This is a genomic window from Mesorhizobium sp. P2_F7, from assembly GCF_056403695.1.
The window spans coordinates 533,825-551,255 of sequence record NZ_JBFUFA010000004.1 but is presented as its reverse complement, the minus strand read 5'-3'; the positions used below and the strand labels follow the sequence as shown (position 1 = coordinate 551,255).

The 17,431-nt window shown below is 62.6% G+C and carries 15 protein-coding genes; 4 read left to right on the top strand and 11 right to left on the bottom strand.

Features of this window, described 5'->3' with window-relative positions:
- Positions 1–49: 49 nt before the first annotated feature.
- From AC1DZ8_RS16815 to AC1DZ8_RS16790, 6 genes are all read right to left on the bottom strand, one after another.
- The gene (locus tag AC1DZ8_RS16815) at positions 50–1,015 is read right to left on the bottom strand and encodes an ABC transporter ATP-binding protein (protein ID WP_477304023.1); all 966 of its coding nucleotides are present in this window, start codon (positions 1,013–1,015) and stop codon (positions 50–52) included.
- Positions 1,012–2,031 carry an ABC transporter ATP-binding protein gene (locus tag AC1DZ8_RS16810; RefSeq protein ID WP_477401231.1) on the bottom strand — a complete coding sequence of 340 codons (1,020 nt, stop codon included), beginning with the start codon at positions 2,029–2,031 and terminating at the stop codon, positions 1,012–1,014. The genes AC1DZ8_RS16815 and AC1DZ8_RS16810 overlap by 4 nt, the downstream gene beginning before the upstream one ends.
- Positions 2,028–3,251: an amidohydrolase/deacetylase family metallohydrolase gene (locus AC1DZ8_RS16805; RefSeq protein ID WP_477304019.1), complete on the bottom strand. Its 1,224-nt coding sequence runs from the start codon at positions 3,249–3,251 to the stop codon at positions 2,028–2,030. The genes AC1DZ8_RS16810 and AC1DZ8_RS16805 overlap by 4 nt, the downstream gene beginning before the upstream one ends.
- The gene (locus AC1DZ8_RS16800; protein WP_477304017.1) at positions 3,251–4,114 is read right to left on the bottom strand and encodes an ABC transporter permease; all 864 of its coding nucleotides are present in this window, start codon (positions 4,112–4,114) and stop codon (positions 3,251–3,253) included. Before AC1DZ8_RS16800 ends, AC1DZ8_RS16805 begins: the two co-directional genes overlap by 1 nt.
- Positions 4,114–5,055: an ABC transporter permease gene (locus tag AC1DZ8_RS16795; protein WP_477304015.1), complete on the bottom strand. Its 942-nt coding sequence runs from the start codon at positions 5,053–5,055 to the stop codon at positions 4,114–4,116. The genes AC1DZ8_RS16800 and AC1DZ8_RS16795 overlap by 1 nt, the downstream gene beginning before the upstream one ends.
- Before the next feature lie 92 nt (positions 5,056–5,147).
- On the bottom strand, positions 5,148–6,686 hold the full coding sequence (locus AC1DZ8_RS16790; protein ID WP_477304013.1) for an ABC transporter substrate-binding protein: 1,539 nt from the start codon (positions 6,684–6,686) through the stop codon (positions 5,148–5,150).
- Positions 6,687–7,478: 792 nt separating this feature from the next.
- Here AC1DZ8_RS16790 and AC1DZ8_RS16785 point away from each other — a divergent pair.
- Together AC1DZ8_RS16785 and AC1DZ8_RS16780 are read left to right on the top strand one after the other, a co-directional pair.
- Positions 7,479–11,252: a vitamin B12-dependent ribonucleotide reductase gene (locus AC1DZ8_RS16785; RefSeq protein WP_477304011.1), complete on the top strand. Its 3,774-nt coding sequence runs from the start codon at positions 7,479–7,481 to the stop codon at positions 11,250–11,252.
- A 285-nt stretch (positions 11,253–11,537) separates the two neighbouring features.
- A complete protein-coding gene (locus AC1DZ8_RS16780; protein WP_477304009.1) occupies positions 11,538–11,828 on the top strand; it encodes a hypothetical protein in 291 nt (96 codons plus the stop codon).
- Between the two features lie 95 nt (positions 11,829–11,923).
- On the opposite strand, the gene AC1DZ8_RS16775 is transcribed toward AC1DZ8_RS16780, so the two are convergent.
- Together AC1DZ8_RS16775 and AC1DZ8_RS16770 are read right to left on the bottom strand one after the other, a co-directional pair.
- Positions 11,924–12,538, bottom strand: a complete 615-nt coding sequence (locus tag AC1DZ8_RS16775; protein WP_477304007.1) for a hypothetical protein — start codon at positions 12,536–12,538, stop codon at positions 11,924–11,926.
- Positions 12,539–12,562: 24 nt separating this feature from the next.
- A complete protein-coding gene (locus tag AC1DZ8_RS16770; protein ID WP_477304005.1) occupies positions 12,563–13,537 on the bottom strand; it encodes a DUF3592 domain-containing protein in 975 nt (324 codons plus the stop codon).
- A gap of 176 nt (positions 13,538–13,713) precedes the next feature.
- On the opposite strand from AC1DZ8_RS16770, the gene AC1DZ8_RS16765 reads away from it, so the two are divergent.
- Positions 13,714–14,655, top strand: a complete 942-nt coding sequence (locus AC1DZ8_RS16765; protein ID WP_477401382.1) for a phosphoribosylaminoimidazolesuccinocarboxamide synthase — start codon at positions 13,714–13,716, stop codon at positions 14,653–14,655.
- 19 nt (positions 14,656–14,674) lie between these two features.
- Here AC1DZ8_RS16765 and AC1DZ8_RS16760 read toward each other — a convergent pair whose 3' ends face one another.
- The 3 genes from AC1DZ8_RS16760 to AC1DZ8_RS16750 are packed head-to-tail and all read right to left on the bottom strand — an operon-like array spanning position 14,675 to position 16,378.
- A complete protein-coding gene (locus tag AC1DZ8_RS16760; protein WP_477304003.1) occupies positions 14,675–15,559 on the bottom strand; it encodes a DMT family transporter in 885 nt (294 codons plus the stop codon).
- On the bottom strand, positions 15,556–16,164 hold the full coding sequence (locus AC1DZ8_RS16755) for a class I SAM-dependent DNA methyltransferase (protein WP_477304001.1): 609 nt from the start codon (positions 16,162–16,164) through the stop codon (positions 15,556–15,558). Before AC1DZ8_RS16755 ends, AC1DZ8_RS16760 begins: the two co-directional genes overlap by 4 nt.
- A 40-nt stretch (positions 16,165–16,204) precedes the next feature.
- The gene (locus AC1DZ8_RS16750) at positions 16,205–16,378 is read right to left on the bottom strand and encodes a hypothetical protein (RefSeq protein ID WP_477303999.1); all 174 of its coding nucleotides are present in this window, start codon (positions 16,376–16,378) and stop codon (positions 16,205–16,207) included.
- Positions 16,379–16,482: 104 nt separating this feature from the next.
- Here AC1DZ8_RS16750 and AC1DZ8_RS16745 point away from each other — a divergent pair, with 104 nt between their 5' ends.
- Positions 16,483–17,427, top strand: a complete 945-nt coding sequence (locus AC1DZ8_RS16745) for a LysR family transcriptional regulator (protein WP_477303997.1) — start codon at positions 16,483–16,485, stop codon at positions 17,425–17,427.
- Positions 17,428–17,431 lie beyond the last annotated feature (4 nt).

Sequence of the window (17,431 nt, the reverse complement as noted above, 5' to 3'; positions counted from 1 at the left end):
CCTCAAGAGGTTGATCGCGATGATGTAAAGGGCAGCAGCATGGTGGCGGTCAACCTGATTTAATTTCATTGTGTCGGATGCAGGCCACGTGATGCCCGCCGCCGATCGGCTCGACGGGCGGAACGGTTTCAGCGCAGGCGGCAATCGCTTCCGGACAGCGGGTGCGGAAGACGCAACCGGAGGGCGGCGCGATCGGGCTCGGAATGTCGCCCTGCAAGGGGATGTGGGTGCGACGGCGCGTCGGATCCGGCACTGGAGCCGTTGCCAGTAGCGCCCTGGTATAAGGATGGCGCGGCGCGGCATAGACCAGCCGGCTCGGGCCGCGCTCCATGACGCGGCCGAGATACATGACCACCACCTCATCGCAGAGATATTCGACCACCGACAGATCGTGCGCGATGAACAGCAGGGTGAGCCCAAGCTTCTTCTGCAGGTCGCTGAACAGGTTGAGCACCTGCGCCTGCACCGAAACGTCGAGCGCCGAGACCGGCTCGTCGGCGACGATGAATTGCGGTTCGACGGCGAGCGCGCGGGCAATGCCGATGCGCTGGCGCTGGCCGCCGGAGAATTCGTGGGGATAGCGGCTGGCGTGATCCGGCGACAGGCCGACCAGCGTCAGCAGTTCAGCGACGCGCTCTGCGCGACGCTTGCCGCGGGGAAAGCCGCGCGCGTCGAGCGCCTCGCCGATGACGGCAGCAACCCGCATGCGCGGATTGAGGCTGGAGAACGGATCCTGAAAGACGATCTGCAGCTTCTGCCGGTAGGCGCGCATGTCGCGCGGCGACAGTGAAAACAGGTCGACGCCATCGAACAATGCCTTGCCGCCGGTGGGTTCGACTAGCCGCAGCAAGGCGCGGCCGGCGGTGGTCTTGCCGGAACCGGATTCGCCGACCAGCCCGACGGTCGCGCCGCGCTGGACGTCGAAACTGACGTCCTCGACCGCATGCACTATGCGGCCATTGCGGGCCGGGAAATGCTTGGTCAGGCCCTGGACGCTGAGCAGCGGCGCGCTCATAGCTCGGCACTCCTGATGCAGCGCGACGCGCCATGCGGGCCGGCCGGCACAAGTGCCGGCGGTGCGGCCCGGCACGGCGCGATAGCAAAATCGCAGCGCGGCTCGAAGGCGCAGCCCGGCGGCAGATCGGTGATCGGCGGCACGCTGCCACGGATCGAATAGAGCGAATGGCGCTCGCCGGCGGCATCGATGTCGCGCGCGGCTTTCGGCGTGCAGGCGAGCAGGCCCCTGGTGTAGGGATGACGCTGATGCGCGAAGAGATCGTTGACCGGCGCCTGTTCGACGACACGGCCGCCATACATGACGACGACATCATGGGCGATTTCGGCGACGACGCCGAGATTGTGGGTGATGAACAGGATCGACATGCCCATCTCGGCCTGCAGCCGGCGCAACAGGTCCAGGATCTGCGCCTGGATCGTGACGTCGAGCGCGGTGGTCGGCTCATCGGCAATCAGCAGCGAGGGGCTGCAGGACAGCGCCATGGCGATCATGACGCGCTGGCGCATGCCGCCAGACATCTGGTGTGGATAGTCGTCGAGCCGGGATTCGGCGTCGGGGATTTCGACATGCTTCAACATGGCCAGTGCCCGCTTGCGCGCCTCGCGGCGGTCGACCGGCTCGTGCAGCGCGATCATTTCGCCGATCTGGTCGCCGACGGTGAACAGCGGATTGAGGCTGGTCATCGGCTCCTGAAAAATCATCGCGATCTCGGAGCCGCGCATTTTCCGGAACTGTTTTTGACTGAAGCCGGCAAGATCATGGACGCGCTCCTGCCGGTCGCGAAACAGGATGCTGCCGCCGGCAATGGCGCCGGGCCGGGTCAGCAGCCCCATGATCGACAGGCTGGTGACGGATTTTCCGGAGCCGGATTCGCCGACCACGGCCAGCGTCTTGCCGCGCTTCAGGTCGAAGGTCACGCCGTCGACCGCCTTGGCCGTGACGCGGCGCGTCACGAACCAAGTCCGCAAATCACGAACCGACAGGATGATGTCGCTGGCGGGGGGCTCGGTCAAAACTTCCACCCGCAATGTGGGCAGGCGTGGGGACCGCCCTCGCCCTCCCTGGGTATGGGAACGTGACGATGCGCGGCAACGGCCTCAGCGCCGAGAATGGCGTGGCGCGGCTCGAACAGCCGGTGCAGTGTGCTCAACGCACCTTGTGAATCGCGTACGGTCAGGTCGGCATCGACGACGTCGAACAGCGTGAACTCCGCCGGCTTGCCCTTCTCCAGCAGCTTTTCCGTCGGCAGATGGATGGCGCGCCGCGGCGCCGTTGTCGACGCCGCCACCACATCCTCAAATTTCATGCCGAGCGACAGGAGCTTGGACATGGTGGTGGCCATGTCCCACACCGACGTGTCCATCGAGCGGTTGTGGAGATCGGTCGAGATCGTCGCCGGCGCCAGGCCGCGCTCGAGTGCGGCCTTGGCGACATCGAAGGAGAAGGAGGCGCCGCCATGGCCGACATCGAGCACGATGCCGCGCGCCGCCGCCTGCTCGGCCAGTTGGTAGAGGTCTTCGTCCTCGATGATCGAGCCGCCGGCCTTGCCGTTGAAGCAATGGGTGACGATGTCGCCTTCGGTCAGAAGACCGAGCACATCGTCATAGAGCGGCGGCGGCTCGCCGACATGCACCATGATCGGCAATTTTAGAATCCGGCTGAGTTTCTTCGCCAGCCGCACCGGCGTCAGGTCCCAGCCGCCGGTGATGACATGGCTGGCGCGGACCTTGAGCCCGACGATGACATCTCGGTTGGCCTCGACCGTGGCGATGGTGCGGTCGAAGTCGATCGAGCGCATGTCGATCAGTTCGCTGACGCGGTTGCAGGCGACGAGGCCGATCGAACCGATGTTGAGGAAGGCGTAGACATTCTCCCGCGCCGGTTCGACGATGAACTCGCGAAAGCCGTGGAAATTAGCCTCGCCGGCCGAGCCGGCATCGACCATGGTGGTGACGCCGCGCGCCGCGCCGCACTGTTCCGGCCGCAGCGAAATGTCGGTGCCGCCATACCAGACATGGACATGCAGATCGGTCCAGCCCGGCGACAGGAACGCGCCCTTGGCATCGACGACATTGACGCCCTCGCCCGCCTCGACCTTCGAAGCGATCTCGGCGATGCGGCCCTGCTCATCGACCAGCACATCGATCGCCTGATCAAAGGCGCCGAACCCGACTGGTCTGGCGCCCTTGATCAGCAGCGGCCGGTCCGCTCTAGGGAAACGATTGCCGAACATCAGATATCCTTTGCCAGACGGGGATCGAGAAGATCGCGCAGGCCGTCGCCGACCAGCTGCAGCGAGAGCACGGTGATGACGATGGCGGCGCCGGGAAACATCATCACCCAGGGGGCCTGATCCATATATTGGCGGCCGGTGGCGATCATCGTGCCCCAGGTCGGGATGTCGGGCGAAATGCCGACGCCGAGGAAGGACAGTCCCGCCTCCGCCAGTATGGCGTTGGCGAAGATGAAGGTGCCCTGCACCAGAAGCGGCGACGTGACGTTGCGCAGCACGTGGCGGATCAGGATGACCAGGGTTGGCACGCCGAGCGCACGCGCCGCCTCGACATAGGGCAGTTCGCGGATGACCAGCGTGGAGGCGCGCACGACGCGGGCGAGCCTGGGCGCATAGACGATGCCGAGGGCTATGACGACATTGACCGCCGTTGCGCCAAGGGCTGCGACCAGTGCGATGGCGAGCAAGATGTCGGGAAACGCCATCATCGCATCGATCAGCCGCGACACCGGCGCGTCCAAGCGTTTGAAATAGCCCGAGGTCAGCCCGAGAATGGTGCCGATGATCGAGGAGAAGATGACCACGGCGAAGCCGACGCTGAGCGAGGTGCGCGCGGCATAGAGCATGCGGGTGAAGACATCGCGGCCGAGATCGTCAGTGCCGAACAGATGCTCGAGGCTCGGCCCGTGCAGCCGGCTGGCGATGGACAGCTTTGACGGCGCATAGGGCGCGATGAAGGGCGCCAGGATCGCGGCCAACACGATGATGACCAGCACGGCGATGCCGGCGGCCGAGGTCGGCCGTCCGAGCAGCCTGGACAGGATGTTGGGCTCGGAGTGGATCGGGGCGGAGATCGCGGCCATCAGTAGCGCACCCTCGGATCGACGGCGAGGTACAGCATGTCGATGGCGAAATTGACCAGAACGTAGAGCCCGGCAATGACCAGCAGCGCGCCCTGGATGACAGGATAGTCGCGCCGCAGAACTGCCGACACGACCAGGCTGCCGACACCGGGCAGACCGAACACGGTTTCGGTGACCACCGCGCCGGAGATCAGCAAGGCCGCGGTCAGCCCGATGACGGTGAGGATCGGGATCAGCGCATTCTTGAAGGCGTGCTTCAGCACAACGCGCCATTCGCTCATGCCCTTGGAGCGCGCGGTGCGGACATAGTCGTCGTTGAGCACGTCGAGCATCGAGGCGCGGGTGAAGCGGGTGATCAGCGCCGAGCTGACGAGGCCAAGCGCCAGCGCCGGCAGCACGAGATGGCTCAGCCGGTCGGCGAAGGATGCGCCCGGCCCGCCATAGCCCGACGTGTCGAACCAGCCGAGTTTGACGGCGAAGAGCTGGATGAACAGCAGACCCAGCCAAAAACTCGGCACACTGGCCGCGAACATGGCGACGGTGGTCGTTGCCTGGTCGAAGATCGAGCCGCGCTTGTAGGCGGCGAGGATGCCGACAGGCAGGGCGATAAGCGTCGCGATCAACAGCGAGAAGATGGTGAGAAAGAAGGTCGGTTCGGCGCGTTGGGCAAGTGCTGTCGTCACCGGCTGGTTGAGGAAGATCGACTGACCGAAATCACCCTGAACGACGCCAAGGACGTAATGTGCAAACTGCTGCGGGATCGAGCCGTCGAGGCCGAGCCTCGAGCGCAGCGCGGCGATGTCGGCGGCGGACGCGTCCGGACCGAGCATGACGGCGGCCGGATCGCCCGGCGTCACGCGCACGATGACGAAGACGATGGTGACCACCAGCGCCATGACGACGATCATGCCGAGAAGCCTGTTGAGGATCGAGCGCAGCATTCTTCAGCAATCCATTGGATGCCGGGCGCCGGCCAACATGGCCGGCGCCCAAAAATGCCTGTCCCTACGCGGCGGGACAGGCGGGAGGATTCTCATTTGCCCTCGAGGTAGGCGTTCCAGAAGTATGGCCACGGCGCCGGCGTCACACCTTTCAGCGTCGGCGCCTGCGCGGCAAGCGCGTTGAAATCGCCGATCTTGACCGCCGGCACTTCGTCGAACACCGCTTTCTGCACATCAGCAAACAACGCAACGCGCTTGGCCGGATCGGCCTCGGCGTTGAAAGCGTTCAGCACCTGGTGTTTGCGGTCGGAAACCCACCAGCCCGGCGAAGAATCCGACATGATGCCGGTCAGCGACGGTTCGGGCAGGAACGGGCTGTGGGTGATGTAGACATCCCAGAGCGCCGGATCGGTGCGGTTCTTGGTCAGCGTCGCCCATTCGACGACGTCGAGCTGGACCTGGAAGCCGGCGGCCTTCAGATACTCCGCGGCAACCTGCGCCATCTTGTAGTGGAACTCATACTGGCGGCTGGTGAGGATGCGCAGCGGCTTGCCGTCATAGCCCGCCTCTTTCAGCAGCGCTGCCGCAGCCTCGGTGTCGCCATCGGGCTTGTAAGGTTCGATGCCGGCGTCGGTGTGCCAGGCATAGCCTTCGGGATAGAGGGCTGCGTTTGCGGCAAAGAAATCCTTGGAGCCGAAGGCGGCGAGCAGCATGTCGTTGGGCGCGAGCGCCGCCTGGATCGCCTTGCGGATGCGGATGTCGCTGTTCAGCCCCTGCTTGGTGTTGAGCACGAACACTGGCCAGCCGAACGGTTTTAGGATGACCGGCGCGGTCTTGCCGCCGGAAATCTTGTCGAAGGATTCGACGGGAATAGAATCGACATAGGCGAACTGGCCGGCGACCGCGCCCTCGACGCGGGTATTGGGGTCGGGAACCGGCACGAAGCGGATTTCGTCGAGATATTGCTTGCGCGCGCCGCCATAGCCGTTGGGTTCGCCGTCGCGCGACTTGTAGCCGTCGAAGCGGGCAAGCTGGATGAACTGGTCGGGCTTGCGCTCCTTCAGCATATAGGGGCCGGTGCCAACAAAGGAGGTCAGCGGGTCCTGCCCGGCATTCTCCGACGGAATGATGATGGCGGCGGCGTTGTTGAGCGACAGCAGCGCCAGCAGCGGCGCGAACGGCTTCTTCAGCGTGATCTTGACCGTCGCCTCGTCGACCGCATCGACCGAAGCGATGACTTCGGCGGCCTGCTTGCCGCGGGTGGCGATCTTCATCCAGCGCTGCAGCGAGGCGACGACATCGGCAGAGTTCATGTCGCTGCCGTCATGGAACTTCACGCCGGTCCGAAGCTTGATGGTGTAGACGAGGCCGTCGGGCGAAATCTCAGGCATGTCGGCGGCCAGAAGTGGCGTGATGCCCCAGTCCTTATCGAAGGTGTAGAGCGTCTCGTAGATATGCTGGGTGACGATGCCGACGAGGTCGGCGGTCGAGGCCATCGGGTCGAGCGTCGGCGGCTCACCAATAGTCGCCACATCGATGACACCGCCCTTGGCGGGCTCGGCCGAGGCGATGCCCGTCGCCGCCAGGAGAAGCGCGGCGAGCGAAGCAGCAATATGCAGAAAGCGCTTCATATGGGTTCCCTTCGTATATTCCATATTTATGGAATTTATATCTTAGTTACGGACTAATAAGTGCATCCGTCTGCCGCGGCGTCAAGTTTTTTTCAAAAGATCCGGAATCGGGTTGCGCTGATACGCCAACTCATCCGCTGCGGTCATGGGATGGTCGTTCGGTACGCCTGGACGGCCGCAAGTCGGGCGAAAGCCGGCTTCGGATCGGGGTCCAGCGAATTCGGCGCAGACGGTTTTCTGTCCCCGTTATCCACATATGTGACACACAAGATGTTGGGGTCACAAAAGCTACGCAAACGAATCCTTGACGACGCAAACCGAGTCGCCTTTTATGTGCCATGTGCTCTTGTTGAGGGCGCGACCGGAGAGTTTCGAGCCCGGTCTTTTTTCCCGGATTTTGTGCGTTTTTGCCCAGATTTCCGCCTGTTTACGAGGCTGGCGGAAGCGTTGGGATCGTGGGGCTTGGGGTGACGAAAGGGAGAATTGTCGGACTGGAAAAAATCATCTGTTAACACTATATTTAGTGTTTGCAGGCAGTCTCGACGCTAGATAGTGTGAACCTCCCTCGAACGAGGGAATCGATCAAAGTTTCAGTTGAGGGACCCGCAAGGGTCGGTCTGCAGCCCGGGCAAACGCTGGGGAAGGCGTATTGCTGTCTGCATGCCGGCACTTGCGAAAAGGAGAGTGCCGGCGTTGCTCGCAATGCCGGCAAACGGCGGACTGCGTTTTTCAGCTTGTGGGGCAGAAATCCCTGGGGAAAAGCGCTATATATAGACAAAAGGGATCGGACCAATGCGCATCGAGCGTCGCTTCACCAAGCCAGGGCAATCAGCTTACGCGGAGATCGAATTCCGCAAGGCGCTTTCGGAGATCAAGAATCCGGATGGCTCGGTGGTGTTCCGCTTGGACAATATCGATGTGCCGGCGCAATTCTCCCAGGTTGCCGCCGACATTTTGGCGCAGAAGTATTTCCGCAAGGCCGGCGTGCCTGCGCGGTTGAAGAAGGTCGAGGAGAACGACGTCCCCTCTTTCCTGTGGCGCTCCGTCGCCGACGAGGCCGAACTGGCAAAGCTGCCGGAAGCCGAGCGCTACGGTTCCGAGATCGACGCCCGCCAGGTTTTTGATCGCCTTGCCGGCACATGGACCTACTGGGGCTACAAGGGCGGCTACTTCAAATCGGAAGACGATGCGCTCACCTTCCGCGACGAGCTCGCTTACATGCTGGCAACGCAGCGCGTGGCGCCGAACTCGCCGCAATGGTTCAACACCGGCCTGCACTGGGCCTACGGCATCGATGGCCCAAGCCAGGGCCATTATTATGTCGATCCGTTCACCGGCAAGCTGACCAAGTCGAAGTCGTCCTACGAGCATCCGCAGCCGCACGCCTGCTTCATCCAGGGCGTGCAGGACGATCTCGTCAACGAAGGCGGCATCATGGACCTGTGGGTGCGTGAAGCGCGCCTGTTCAAATACGGCTCGGGCACCGGCTCGAACTTCTCGCTGCTGCGCGGCGAAGGCGAAAAGCTGTCCGGCGGCGGCCGCTCGTCGGGCCTGATGAGCTTCCTCAAGATCGGAGACCGCGCGGCGGGCGCCATCAAGTCGGGCGGCACGACGCGCCGCGCCGCCAAGATGGTCATTGTCGACGCCGACCATCCCGACATCGAGGAATTCATCGACTGGAAGGTCAATGAAGAGCAGAAGGTCGCTTCGCTGGTCACCGGCTCCAAGATCGTCAAGAAGCATCTCGAGGCGATCATGAAGGCCTGCATCAACTGCGAAGGCAATGCCGACGACTGCTTCGACCCGGCCCTCAACACCGCACTGAAGCGCGAGATCAAGGCGGCCAAGAAGTCGGCCGTGCCGGAGAACTACATCTACCGCGTCATCCAGTTCGCCAAGCAGGGCTACACCTCGATGTCGTTCAAGACCTACGACACCGACTGGGATTCCGACGCCTACCTCACCGTCTCCGGCCAGAACTCCAACAATTCGGTGTCGCTGAAGGACAATTTCCTGCGCGCCGTCGAGGACGACGCCGACTGGCACCTGACCGCCCGCAAGGACGGCAAGGTGTTGAAGACGCTGAAGGCACGCGACCTCTGGGAAAAGATCGGCTACGCCGCCTGGGCGTCGGCCGATCCGGGCCTGCATTTCAACACGACGATGAACGACTGGCACACCTGCGCTTCGGCCGGTGCGATCCGGGCCTCCAACCCGTGCTCGGAATACATGTTCCTCGACGACACGGCCTGCAACCTCGCCTCGATCAACCTGCTGCCCTACCGCAATGCCGACGGCACGATCGACATCGCTGCCTACGAGCACACGGTGCGGCTGTGGACCGTCGTTCTCGAAATCTCTGTGATGATGGCGCAGTTCCCGTCGAAGGAGATCGCCAAGCAGTCCTACGAATACCGCACGCTCGGCCTCGGCTACGCCAACATTGGCGGCCTCTTGATGACGTCGGGCATTCCCTATGACTCCGACGAGGGCCGCGCCATTTGCGCCGCACTCACCGCGATCATGACCGGCGTCGCCTATGCCACCTCGGCCGAGATGGCCGGTGAACTCGGCGCCTTCGCCGATTACGACCGCAACGCGCAGAACATGCTGCGCGTCATGCGCAACCATCGCCGCGCTGCCTACGGTGAAAAGGGCGGCTATGAGAAGCTCGCCGTCAATCCGGTGCCGCTGGTCGCTTCCGACCTCAAGCAGCAAGACCTGGCCGTGCATGCCAAGGCTGCCTGGGACCGCGCCATCGAGCTCGGTGAGGAGCATGGCTACCGCAATGCGCAGGCGACCGTGATCGCGCCGACCGGCACGATCGGTCTCGTCATGGATTGCGACACCACCGGCATCGAGCCCGACTTCGCGCTGGTGAAGTTCAAGAAGCTCGCCGGCGGCGGCTACTTCAAGATCATCAACCGCGCCGTGCCGGAAGCGCTGCGCACGCTGGGCTACTCCGAGAGCCAGATCGCCGAGATCGAGGCCTATGCGGTCGGTCACGGCAACATGAACCAGGCGCCGGCGGTCAACCCGGGCTCGCTCAAGGCCAAAGGCTTCACCGATGAGAAGATCGCCGCGCTTAACGCAGCGCTGAAGTCGGCCTTCGACATCAAGTTCGTCTTCAACCAGTGGACGCTCGGCGCCGACTGGGTGAAGGAGACCTTTGGCTTCACCGACGAGCAGCTCAACGACTTCTCGTTCGAGATGCTGCCGGCGCTGGGCTTCTCCAAGAAGGACATCGAGGCCGCCAACATCCATGTCTGCGGTGCGATGACGCTGGAAGGCGCGCCGTTCCTGAAGGCCGAGCACCTGGCGGTGTTCGACTGCGCCAGCCCGTGCGGCAAGATCGGCAAGCGTTCGCTTTCGATCAACAGCCACATCCAGATGATGGCGGCGGCGCAGCCCTTCATCTCCGGCGCCATCTCCAAGACCATCAACATGCCCAACGATGCGACGGTGGAAGACGCCAAGGGCGCCTACATGCTGTCGTGGAAGCTGGCGCTGAAGGCCAACGCGCTCTATCGCGACGGCTCGAAGCTGTCGCAGCCGCTGAATTCGTCGCTGCTCGCCGATGGCGAGGAGGACGAGGACGACATGGTCGAGCAGCTGATCGCGGCGCCTGCGGCGGCGCGTGCGGCGCAGATCACCGAGCGGATCGTCGAGCGCATCATCGAGCGCGTGTCGCGCGAGCAGGAAAAGCTGCCGGGACGCCGCAAGGGCTACACGCAAAAGGCCAAGATCGGTGGCAACACCATCTTCCTGCGCACCGGCGAATATGACGATGGCCGCCTCGGCGAGATCTTCATCGACATGAACAAGGAAGGCGCCACGCTGCGCGGCCTGCTCAACAACTTCGCCATCGCCATCTCGCTCGGCCTGCAATACGGCGTACCGCTCGACGAATATGTGCACGCCTTCACCTTCACCAAGTTCGAGCCGGCCGGCATGGTGCAGGGCAACGACGCCATCAAGAGCGCGACGTCGATCCTCGACTACGTGTTCCGCGAACTGGCCATCTCCTATCTCGGCCGCAACGACCTCGCCCATGTCGACCAGTCGGACTTCTCCAACACGGCACTGGGACGCGGCATCAGCGAAGGCAAGACGGATGCGGTCTCCAAGGGCCTGACCCGTGGCGCCTCGCCGGTGAAGCTGGTGTCGCGGGCAACGAGCAGCGATCCGAAGGGCTTTGCCGGCGCCGGCACCCCTGCCCGCTCGGCACCCACCGCCTTCTCCGGCTCCAACGTGCTGGCGCTGAAGCCGGCCAGCGACGAGGCCGTCGCCTACAAGCGCGACTATGAGGAGCGGGCCAAGGAATTGGCCGAGGACATCGCCTTCGAGGAGGTTGTGGACGCGGCCGACGCCACCGCGGCGCTGTTCACCGATGCCGCGGCCAACGAAGCAGCCGAGGCAAAGAAACTCGCCGCCGACCGCCGCGCCAAGTCGCTGCTGCAGGGTTACACCGGCAATTCCTGCTCCGAGTGCCAGAATTTTACCATGGTGCGGAACGGGACTTGCGAGAAGTGCGATACGTGCGGCGCCACGAGCGGGTGCAGCTGAGGAAAACCTAGCCGCTAAACCGTAACATCATCGGCCCGGTCGCAAGATCGGGCCGAAATGGCAAAGGGAACAAAAGAGGAAAGTCATCTAAAAAGTTTAGACCGCATACTTGCGCCTGAAATACCAAAGCCGACCCTTTCGGATCGGCTTTGGATACCGCGAATAAGCCGAAGCCCACGCGGGGCGAAGAGATCGAAATCCCCTCTCCTGTCGCAGGGATATCATATGGGGAGTCGGTTCTTGGAGTCGAGGTAGCTGAGGCACATAATGAACTAGGAGGCCGTCATGGCTAACAATATACACGTTTCATATGACCTTCATGCACCGGAAAAAAACTATCAGGCGGTAATCGCAAAGATCAAAACTCTCGGCTCATGGGCGAAAATCCAAAAGTCATTCTGGTATCTGGATACCTCTCTTTCGGCAGAGCAAGTTTGCAATGCCGTCTGGTCGGTTATGGATCAAGACGACAGCCTTTATGTGGTCGATTCCACCAATAATATCGCCTATTGGTACAATATCGATCCAGTCGCTTCGAGTTTCATTCAGTCCCATTGGTTCATGAAGGCAGCTTAGCCCAACTACACCACCTTCTCCCTAGGGAGAAGGTGGTGTAGTGAAACAAGGGTGTACGGGGAGTGCTGGATGTCGCCATTTTTGTCGCTCAGTCCTTACTCCGCCGGCAACACCCGAAGCGTCTGCTCGTCAAACAGCGGCTCGTCCTGCCCCACCCGGACGAACAGCAGCTTGCGCCCCTCACCCGCTGGCACCTCGAAATACTGGATGCCGTCCGGCATTTCGCCCCAGTCGCCGCAAGGTGGCTCGGGAACCTCGTCTGGCTTGGCGAGCGCCTTCAGCTCTTTCGCGTAGGCGGCGTCGGGGCTGAAGGTGAAGCGTTTAACGCCGGCGGGCACTGTTCCTTCCGTGTAGGGCGCCAGGACGCAGCGGGCGCTGACGGCCTTGTTGGTCTTTTCCAGCAACAGCCGGAGCACCGTAGCTTCGGCGGTTTCGCCTGCCTTGATGTCGAATACCTCGACCAGTGGATCGCGCGCGCCGCCGTCGCTGTATTTGATGGCAAGCGCGTGGCCGACAAATTCGAAATGGATCTGGCGAAAGCCGAAATCGCAGCGCTGCGCCCAGGCGGCCAGACCGACCGTCTTGTCGGCCAGTTTTTCCCAGACGCATTTGTCGATCGGAGAGCGCGACGGCGCCGGCTCATCCGCGTGTGCCGCAGCCGATATCGACGCGGCGGCAAACAGGACGGAAACCCAGAGGATCGATCTCATGGCGCTATTCATCGCTGCATCCTGTCAAAGCGTAGGTACGAGCCCGACCAGCCAGGCCGCAGCACCAATAAAGCCGATCGAACACACCCAAAGCAGCCACAGTCCGCGCGCCCTGCATTCGAGCACGGCGGAGGCTGGGTTGGCGGGGTCGTAGTGCACGTCAACCTTGCTGCCCTCGGCATAACGTTGCGACTGGCCTCGAACCAGGGCAGCCAGCGAGGCGGCGACCGCTGCGCCGAAGGTGACGCGACTGGAAGTGTAGCGCCGACCGGCAACCTCATAGCTGTAGACGATGCGGGACCGAAAGGCGCGGCGCCAGCGTTGGGAGCCGGCATCGATCCGGACCGTCTCAACTCCCGAAGCATCGATGCGGCCGGCGGCAACGGGCCATTTTGTCGCCCGCCTTGCAAGCACCTTCTGGGCTATCCCCATGAGCAGGATGAACAGGCCCATGAAAAACAGAACCATCGCGATGCCGAGGCTTTCCGGCTTGGGCAGGAACGGCCTGATCGCCTTCACAACACCACCGGTGGAAAACACCAGCACCGCGGAACCGATCACCAGCCCGGCAGACAGCTTGACCATGAATTTGAAGGCGCCGTCCGGCAAGGTGCGCTCGATCACCGCTTTGCTGGGATCGGCCGGGTTATAAAACACCGTCACCTCGGCGCCTGTGGGAAACTGCGCCAGGGTTTCATCGACTTCGAAATTGCCGAGATTTTCCTTCACACTGTAGCGCGAGCCGCGGTATTTCTTGCCGGCCACTTTGTATTCGAAGGTGATGGCGGGAAAATTTCGGATTTCGGTGACCTTCTCGCTGTCGGCGCCGACGCCCGAGACCCTCACCTTGCGCGCCTCGACGCGCGACGAGATGATCTTGCCCGGCGTCGGCAGCCAGTGGCTCATCGCCTGCACCTCGCGCCATTTGACGAAAGTGATGAGCGACAGCGCGGCCGCGACCACGCAGACAAACCCGACGATCAGAAATTGCAGTTCCACCCGTCCCCGCTCCCCCAGAATTGCAGGAAGCTTCAAATAGACAGCACGGCGACGGCATTGTCTTGTTTATTCGCAAAAGCCGAACCACCCTTCCTCGGGTATCGAAGCCCCGCCAACTTTGTTAAGAGTCGCCCCACCTCAAACTTGTCGGGAGCCACGAGACCAGGATGACAGCACTGCGCGTTCTTTCAGATGCCTTCATTCCGGAACTCCCGAACCACTACAAAGGCAAGGTCCGCGAAAATTACGATCTGCCGGATGGCCGCCGCATCATCATCGCCACGGACCGGCTTAGCGCCTTCGATGTCATCCTGACGGCGATCCCGCTCAAGGGCGAGCTGCTGACGCAGACGGCGCGCTACTGGTTCGAGGAAACGGCCGATATCTGCCCCAACCACGTGCTCGACTATCCCGATCCCAATGTCGTTGTCGGCACGAGGCTCGACATATTGCCGGTGGAGATCGTCGTTCGCGACTACCTCGCCGGCACCACCAGCACCTCGGTGCTGACGAAATACAAGAACGGCGAACGCGACATGTACGGCATCCGCCTGCCGGACGGGTTGCGCGACAATGAGAAGCTGCCTCAGGCCATCATCACGCCGACCAGCAAGGCGCTCGATGGCGGCCATGACGAGCCGTTGACGCGCGACGATATACTGACGCGCGGTCTGTTGTCGGAGGAGCAATGGGACACTGTCTCGCGCTATGCGCTGGCGCTGTTTGCGCGCGGCAAGGCGCTGGCCGCCCAACGCGGCCTGATCCTGGTCGACACCAAATACGAATTCGGCACGGACAAGGACGGAACCGTCATCCTTGCCGATGAAATCCACACGCCCGACTCCAGCCGTTACTGGCTGGCGGAAAGCTATGAGCAGCGCTTCAGGTCAGGCGAGCGGCCGCAGAGCTTCGACAAGGACTTTATTCGCGCCTGGGTCACGGCGCGCTGCGATCCCTACAAGGATCGTATCCCGAAAATCCCGGCCGAGCTCATCGAGCAGACGTCTCGGGTCTACACGCAGGCCTACGAAACCATCACGGGGAAGCACTTTGTTGCGGATACATCGGGAAAGACCGTGCTGGACCGCATTCGCGAGAATTTGAAGCCTTATTTCTGAGAGCGGCTGGCGGCCGCTATCAGCTTGCCGTGGTTGCAGAAACGGATGGCTCTTGCGGAGCGCGCCATGTGCCGAGATACGACCCGCACAGGATGAGTGCGAAGGCCGCGAGAATGCCGATATCGAGCGGCTCTGAAAGGACGAGCACGCCGGCTGCCACCGAGACGGCGGGCGCCACATAGGTGATGACGACTGCCCGCTCCGGGCCGATCTCCCGCACCAGCAGGAAGTAGGTGGCGAAGGCAATCGCCGTGCAAAACACGCCAAGGCCGACGATCGCGCTCACCGCCGTCATCGACGGCATGACCGTGGGCCAGGCCTGCGCTGCCGGCACGGCATAAATCACGGCGGCCCCGATCAGACAGACAGCGGTCAGCGCGCTGGCCGGCACATCGTTCAGCCAGCGCGACGCGATGATCGACCCCAAGGCATAGCAGGCTGCGGCCATGAGAATTTCGATGACCGCGAGCAGTCCGCCACCCAGTGTCGGCAGCGCCAGCACAAAGACACCGGCAAAGCCAAGGAAAAGACCGAGCCAGCGGCGCATCCCAAGCCGCTCATCCGAGCCCATCAGCTTGGAGAGCGCGACGGTTACGGCCGGCGTCATGGCAATCAGCAGCCCGGCAGTGGAACTGTCGATGCTGACTTCGCCATGAGCGATCAGCCCCCATGGCAAGACCATCTCGACCACACAGAATGAAGCGACCGCAAGCCATTGTGTCTTCAGCCATCCGAAGCTGCCCTGGGCAAGGGCGAAGGGCAACAGCGCCAGAGCCCCGACGGCTGCCCGGGCAAAGACCAGGAAGGGCACCGACACCTCGGCAACCGCCAGCTTGATCAACAGATAGGGAATGCCCCACAAAAGACTGAGCAGTGCAAACAGCAGCAGTCCGCGGCGAGTCATGAGGGCCTCACAGCCAGGAAGGTGGTCCATTCTTCGCGATCGCGGCCGACGTTGAATTCGTCCCCGACAAGGACCAGCCCGGCGCTTTCGAGACGGGCCGCAAAATCGTCCCTGCGCCAATAGACAGTATGATATTCGCCGCTCTTCTCGCCATCGCCAATGCGCATCGAGACGAGGAAGGCGCCGCCCGGCCGCAGCGACCCTACTATCTTCGCAAGAACCTGGTCGGTCTGCTCGCGCGGCACATGGATCAGGACGCACAAAGCGAGCACCGCGTCATAGGGGCCGCCGAGATCGTCGGTGATGAGATCGAGAAATTCACCGTGCTTGCCGCGTGCCGCCTGCAGCTCGAGAAACCGTTTTGTTGCGTCGGTGCGCCGAACGTGGACACCGAGCCCTTCGACGAAGTCCGCATCGTATCCGGGTCCTGACCCGACCTCCAGAATCTGGCCGCCTTTGCCGGTGATCGCGACCAGGCGCTTCAGCCATTTCTGTTCCCTCTGGTTGGGAACGTGCCGCACTAGTGCGTCGTAGCGTTCGGCATAGTCTTCATAGGCGTTGATGGTTTTGCGGCTCTTGGCCAGATCCTCGGACAGCACAGTCATCGTTCCCTCCCATGCATCTTTTTGGGTCAGAACAGCTTGATTAGCGAATGGTGCCGGGAGGCACGCGTCCGTCAAGCATACCGATATCCCTAAGGAAATGATCCGACAGCGAGCGGTGGTCGAGCAGGCCGCGCTTGCGGGGTCTGAACGGCGCGGTGAAGAGGTTGAGCACCGGGCGGCGAAGCGTGTTGTAGAGAGCGATTGTGGTGGTCATTGCCGTGTCCTCCAGGGTTTGGTCTGATGGACAAAGCATGCCGCTTTCCGGTCTTGGTTTCCAATCGAACGTCGCGTAGTATGCATCAGGAGGATTGATGCGTCATGAGCTGGGAACTACCGCCATTAGGTGCCATCAGGGTGTTTGAAGCCGCGGCGCGGCTGGGCAGTTTCACCAAGGCAGCCGAAGAACTCGGCATGACCCAATCCGCCGCCTCCTATCAGATCAAGGTGCTGGAAGAACGCGCCGGAACGCCGCTTTTCATAAGGAAAACAAGGCAGATTGCCTTGACCGAGGCTGGACAACAGCTGGCGCCGCACGCATCCGGCGCGTTCTCGGCGCTGGCCGATGCGTGGGTCGCCACCAAGGGCGGAGCGACCGGCGTGCTGTCGGTGACAACCATGGAGACCTTCGCAACGAACTGGCTTGCCGTGTGGCTTGGAACATTCCAGCTGATGCATCCCGACTTGGCCGTGAAGGTGAATACATCGCATGGCCTGGTCGATTTCACGCGCGGCGACATGGATGTCGGCATTCGCACCGGCAGCGGAAAATGGCCGGGTCTCACGGCCCATTATCTGTTCAAGGCCGACTACACGCCAATGCTCAGTCCAAAGCTCGCCGAAAGCGTCGGCGGCATCCACCGCCCCGAGGATCTGTACAAGGTGCCGCTATGCTGTGCCGACGATCCGTGGTGGAAAATCTGGTTCGAAGCGGCCGGCGTGCCGTTCGAGCCCGATCGCATCATGGCGGGCCCGAAGCTGGGTACGCAGGCCTATGATGCGATGGCGGCGCTGACCGACAAGGGCGCCGCGATCCTCACCAAAAACCTTTACAGCGCCCTTTTGGCAAAGGGCCAGTTGATACAGCCATTCGACGTGCTTGGATCGGATGGCGACGGCTATTGGCTGGTGCACCTGGAGAGCCGCCGCAACACCCCCAAGATCAAGGTGTTTCGCGACTGGGTGCTGGCGCAAACGGCGGAGATACGCGAGCACGAGCTGCGCGATGTCCCTCAAGGCGCCGCAATGAAGCTCGCGCGCGCCTAGGTCC

Bases quoted from the DNA above. Each gene is read 5' to 3' on its own strand.
- AC1DZ8_RS16805 (WP_477304019.1), bottom strand. From the start codon at position 3,251: ATGTTCGGCAATCGTTTCCCTAGAGCGGACCGGCCGCTGCTGATCAAG.
- AC1DZ8_RS16775 (WP_477304007.1), bottom strand. From the start codon at position 12,538: ATGAGATCGATCCTCTGGGTTTCCGTCCTGTTTGCCGCCGCGTCGATA.
- AC1DZ8_RS16755 (WP_477304001.1), bottom strand. From the start codon at position 16,164: ATGACTGTGCTGTCCGAGGATCTGGCCAAGAGCCGCAAAACCATCAAC.
- AC1DZ8_RS16800 (WP_477304017.1), bottom strand. From the start codon at position 4,114: ATGGCCGCGATCTCCGCCCCGATCCACTCCGAGCCCAACATCCTGTCC.
- AC1DZ8_RS16750 (WP_477303999.1), bottom strand. From the start codon at position 16,378: ATGACCACCACAATCGCTCTCTACAACACGCTTCGCCGCCCGGTGCTC.
- AC1DZ8_RS16815 (WP_477304023.1), bottom strand. From the start codon at position 1,015: ATGAGCGCGCCGCTGCTCAGCGTCCAGGGCCTGACCAAGCATTTCCCG.
- AC1DZ8_RS16790 (WP_477304013.1), bottom strand. From the start codon at position 6,686: ATGAAGCGCTTTCTGCATATTGCTGCTTCGCTCGCCGCGCTTCTCCTG.
- AC1DZ8_RS16785 (WP_477304011.1), top strand. From the start codon at position 7,479: ATGCGCATCGAGCGTCGCTTCACCAAGCCAGGGCAATCAGCTTACGCG.
- AC1DZ8_RS16795 (WP_477304015.1), bottom strand. From the start codon at position 5,055: ATGCTGCGCTCGATCCTCAACAGGCTTCTCGGCATGATCGTCGTCATG.
- AC1DZ8_RS16745 (WP_477303997.1), top strand. From the start codon at position 16,483: ATGAGCTGGGAACTACCGCCATTAGGTGCCATCAGGGTGTTTGAAGCC.
- AC1DZ8_RS16780 (WP_477304009.1), top strand. From the start codon at position 11,538: ATGGCTAACAATATACACGTTTCATATGACCTTCATGCACCGGAAAAA.
- AC1DZ8_RS16760 (WP_477304003.1), bottom strand. From the start codon at position 15,559: ATGACTCGCCGCGGACTGCTGCTGTTTGCACTGCTCAGTCTTTTGTGG.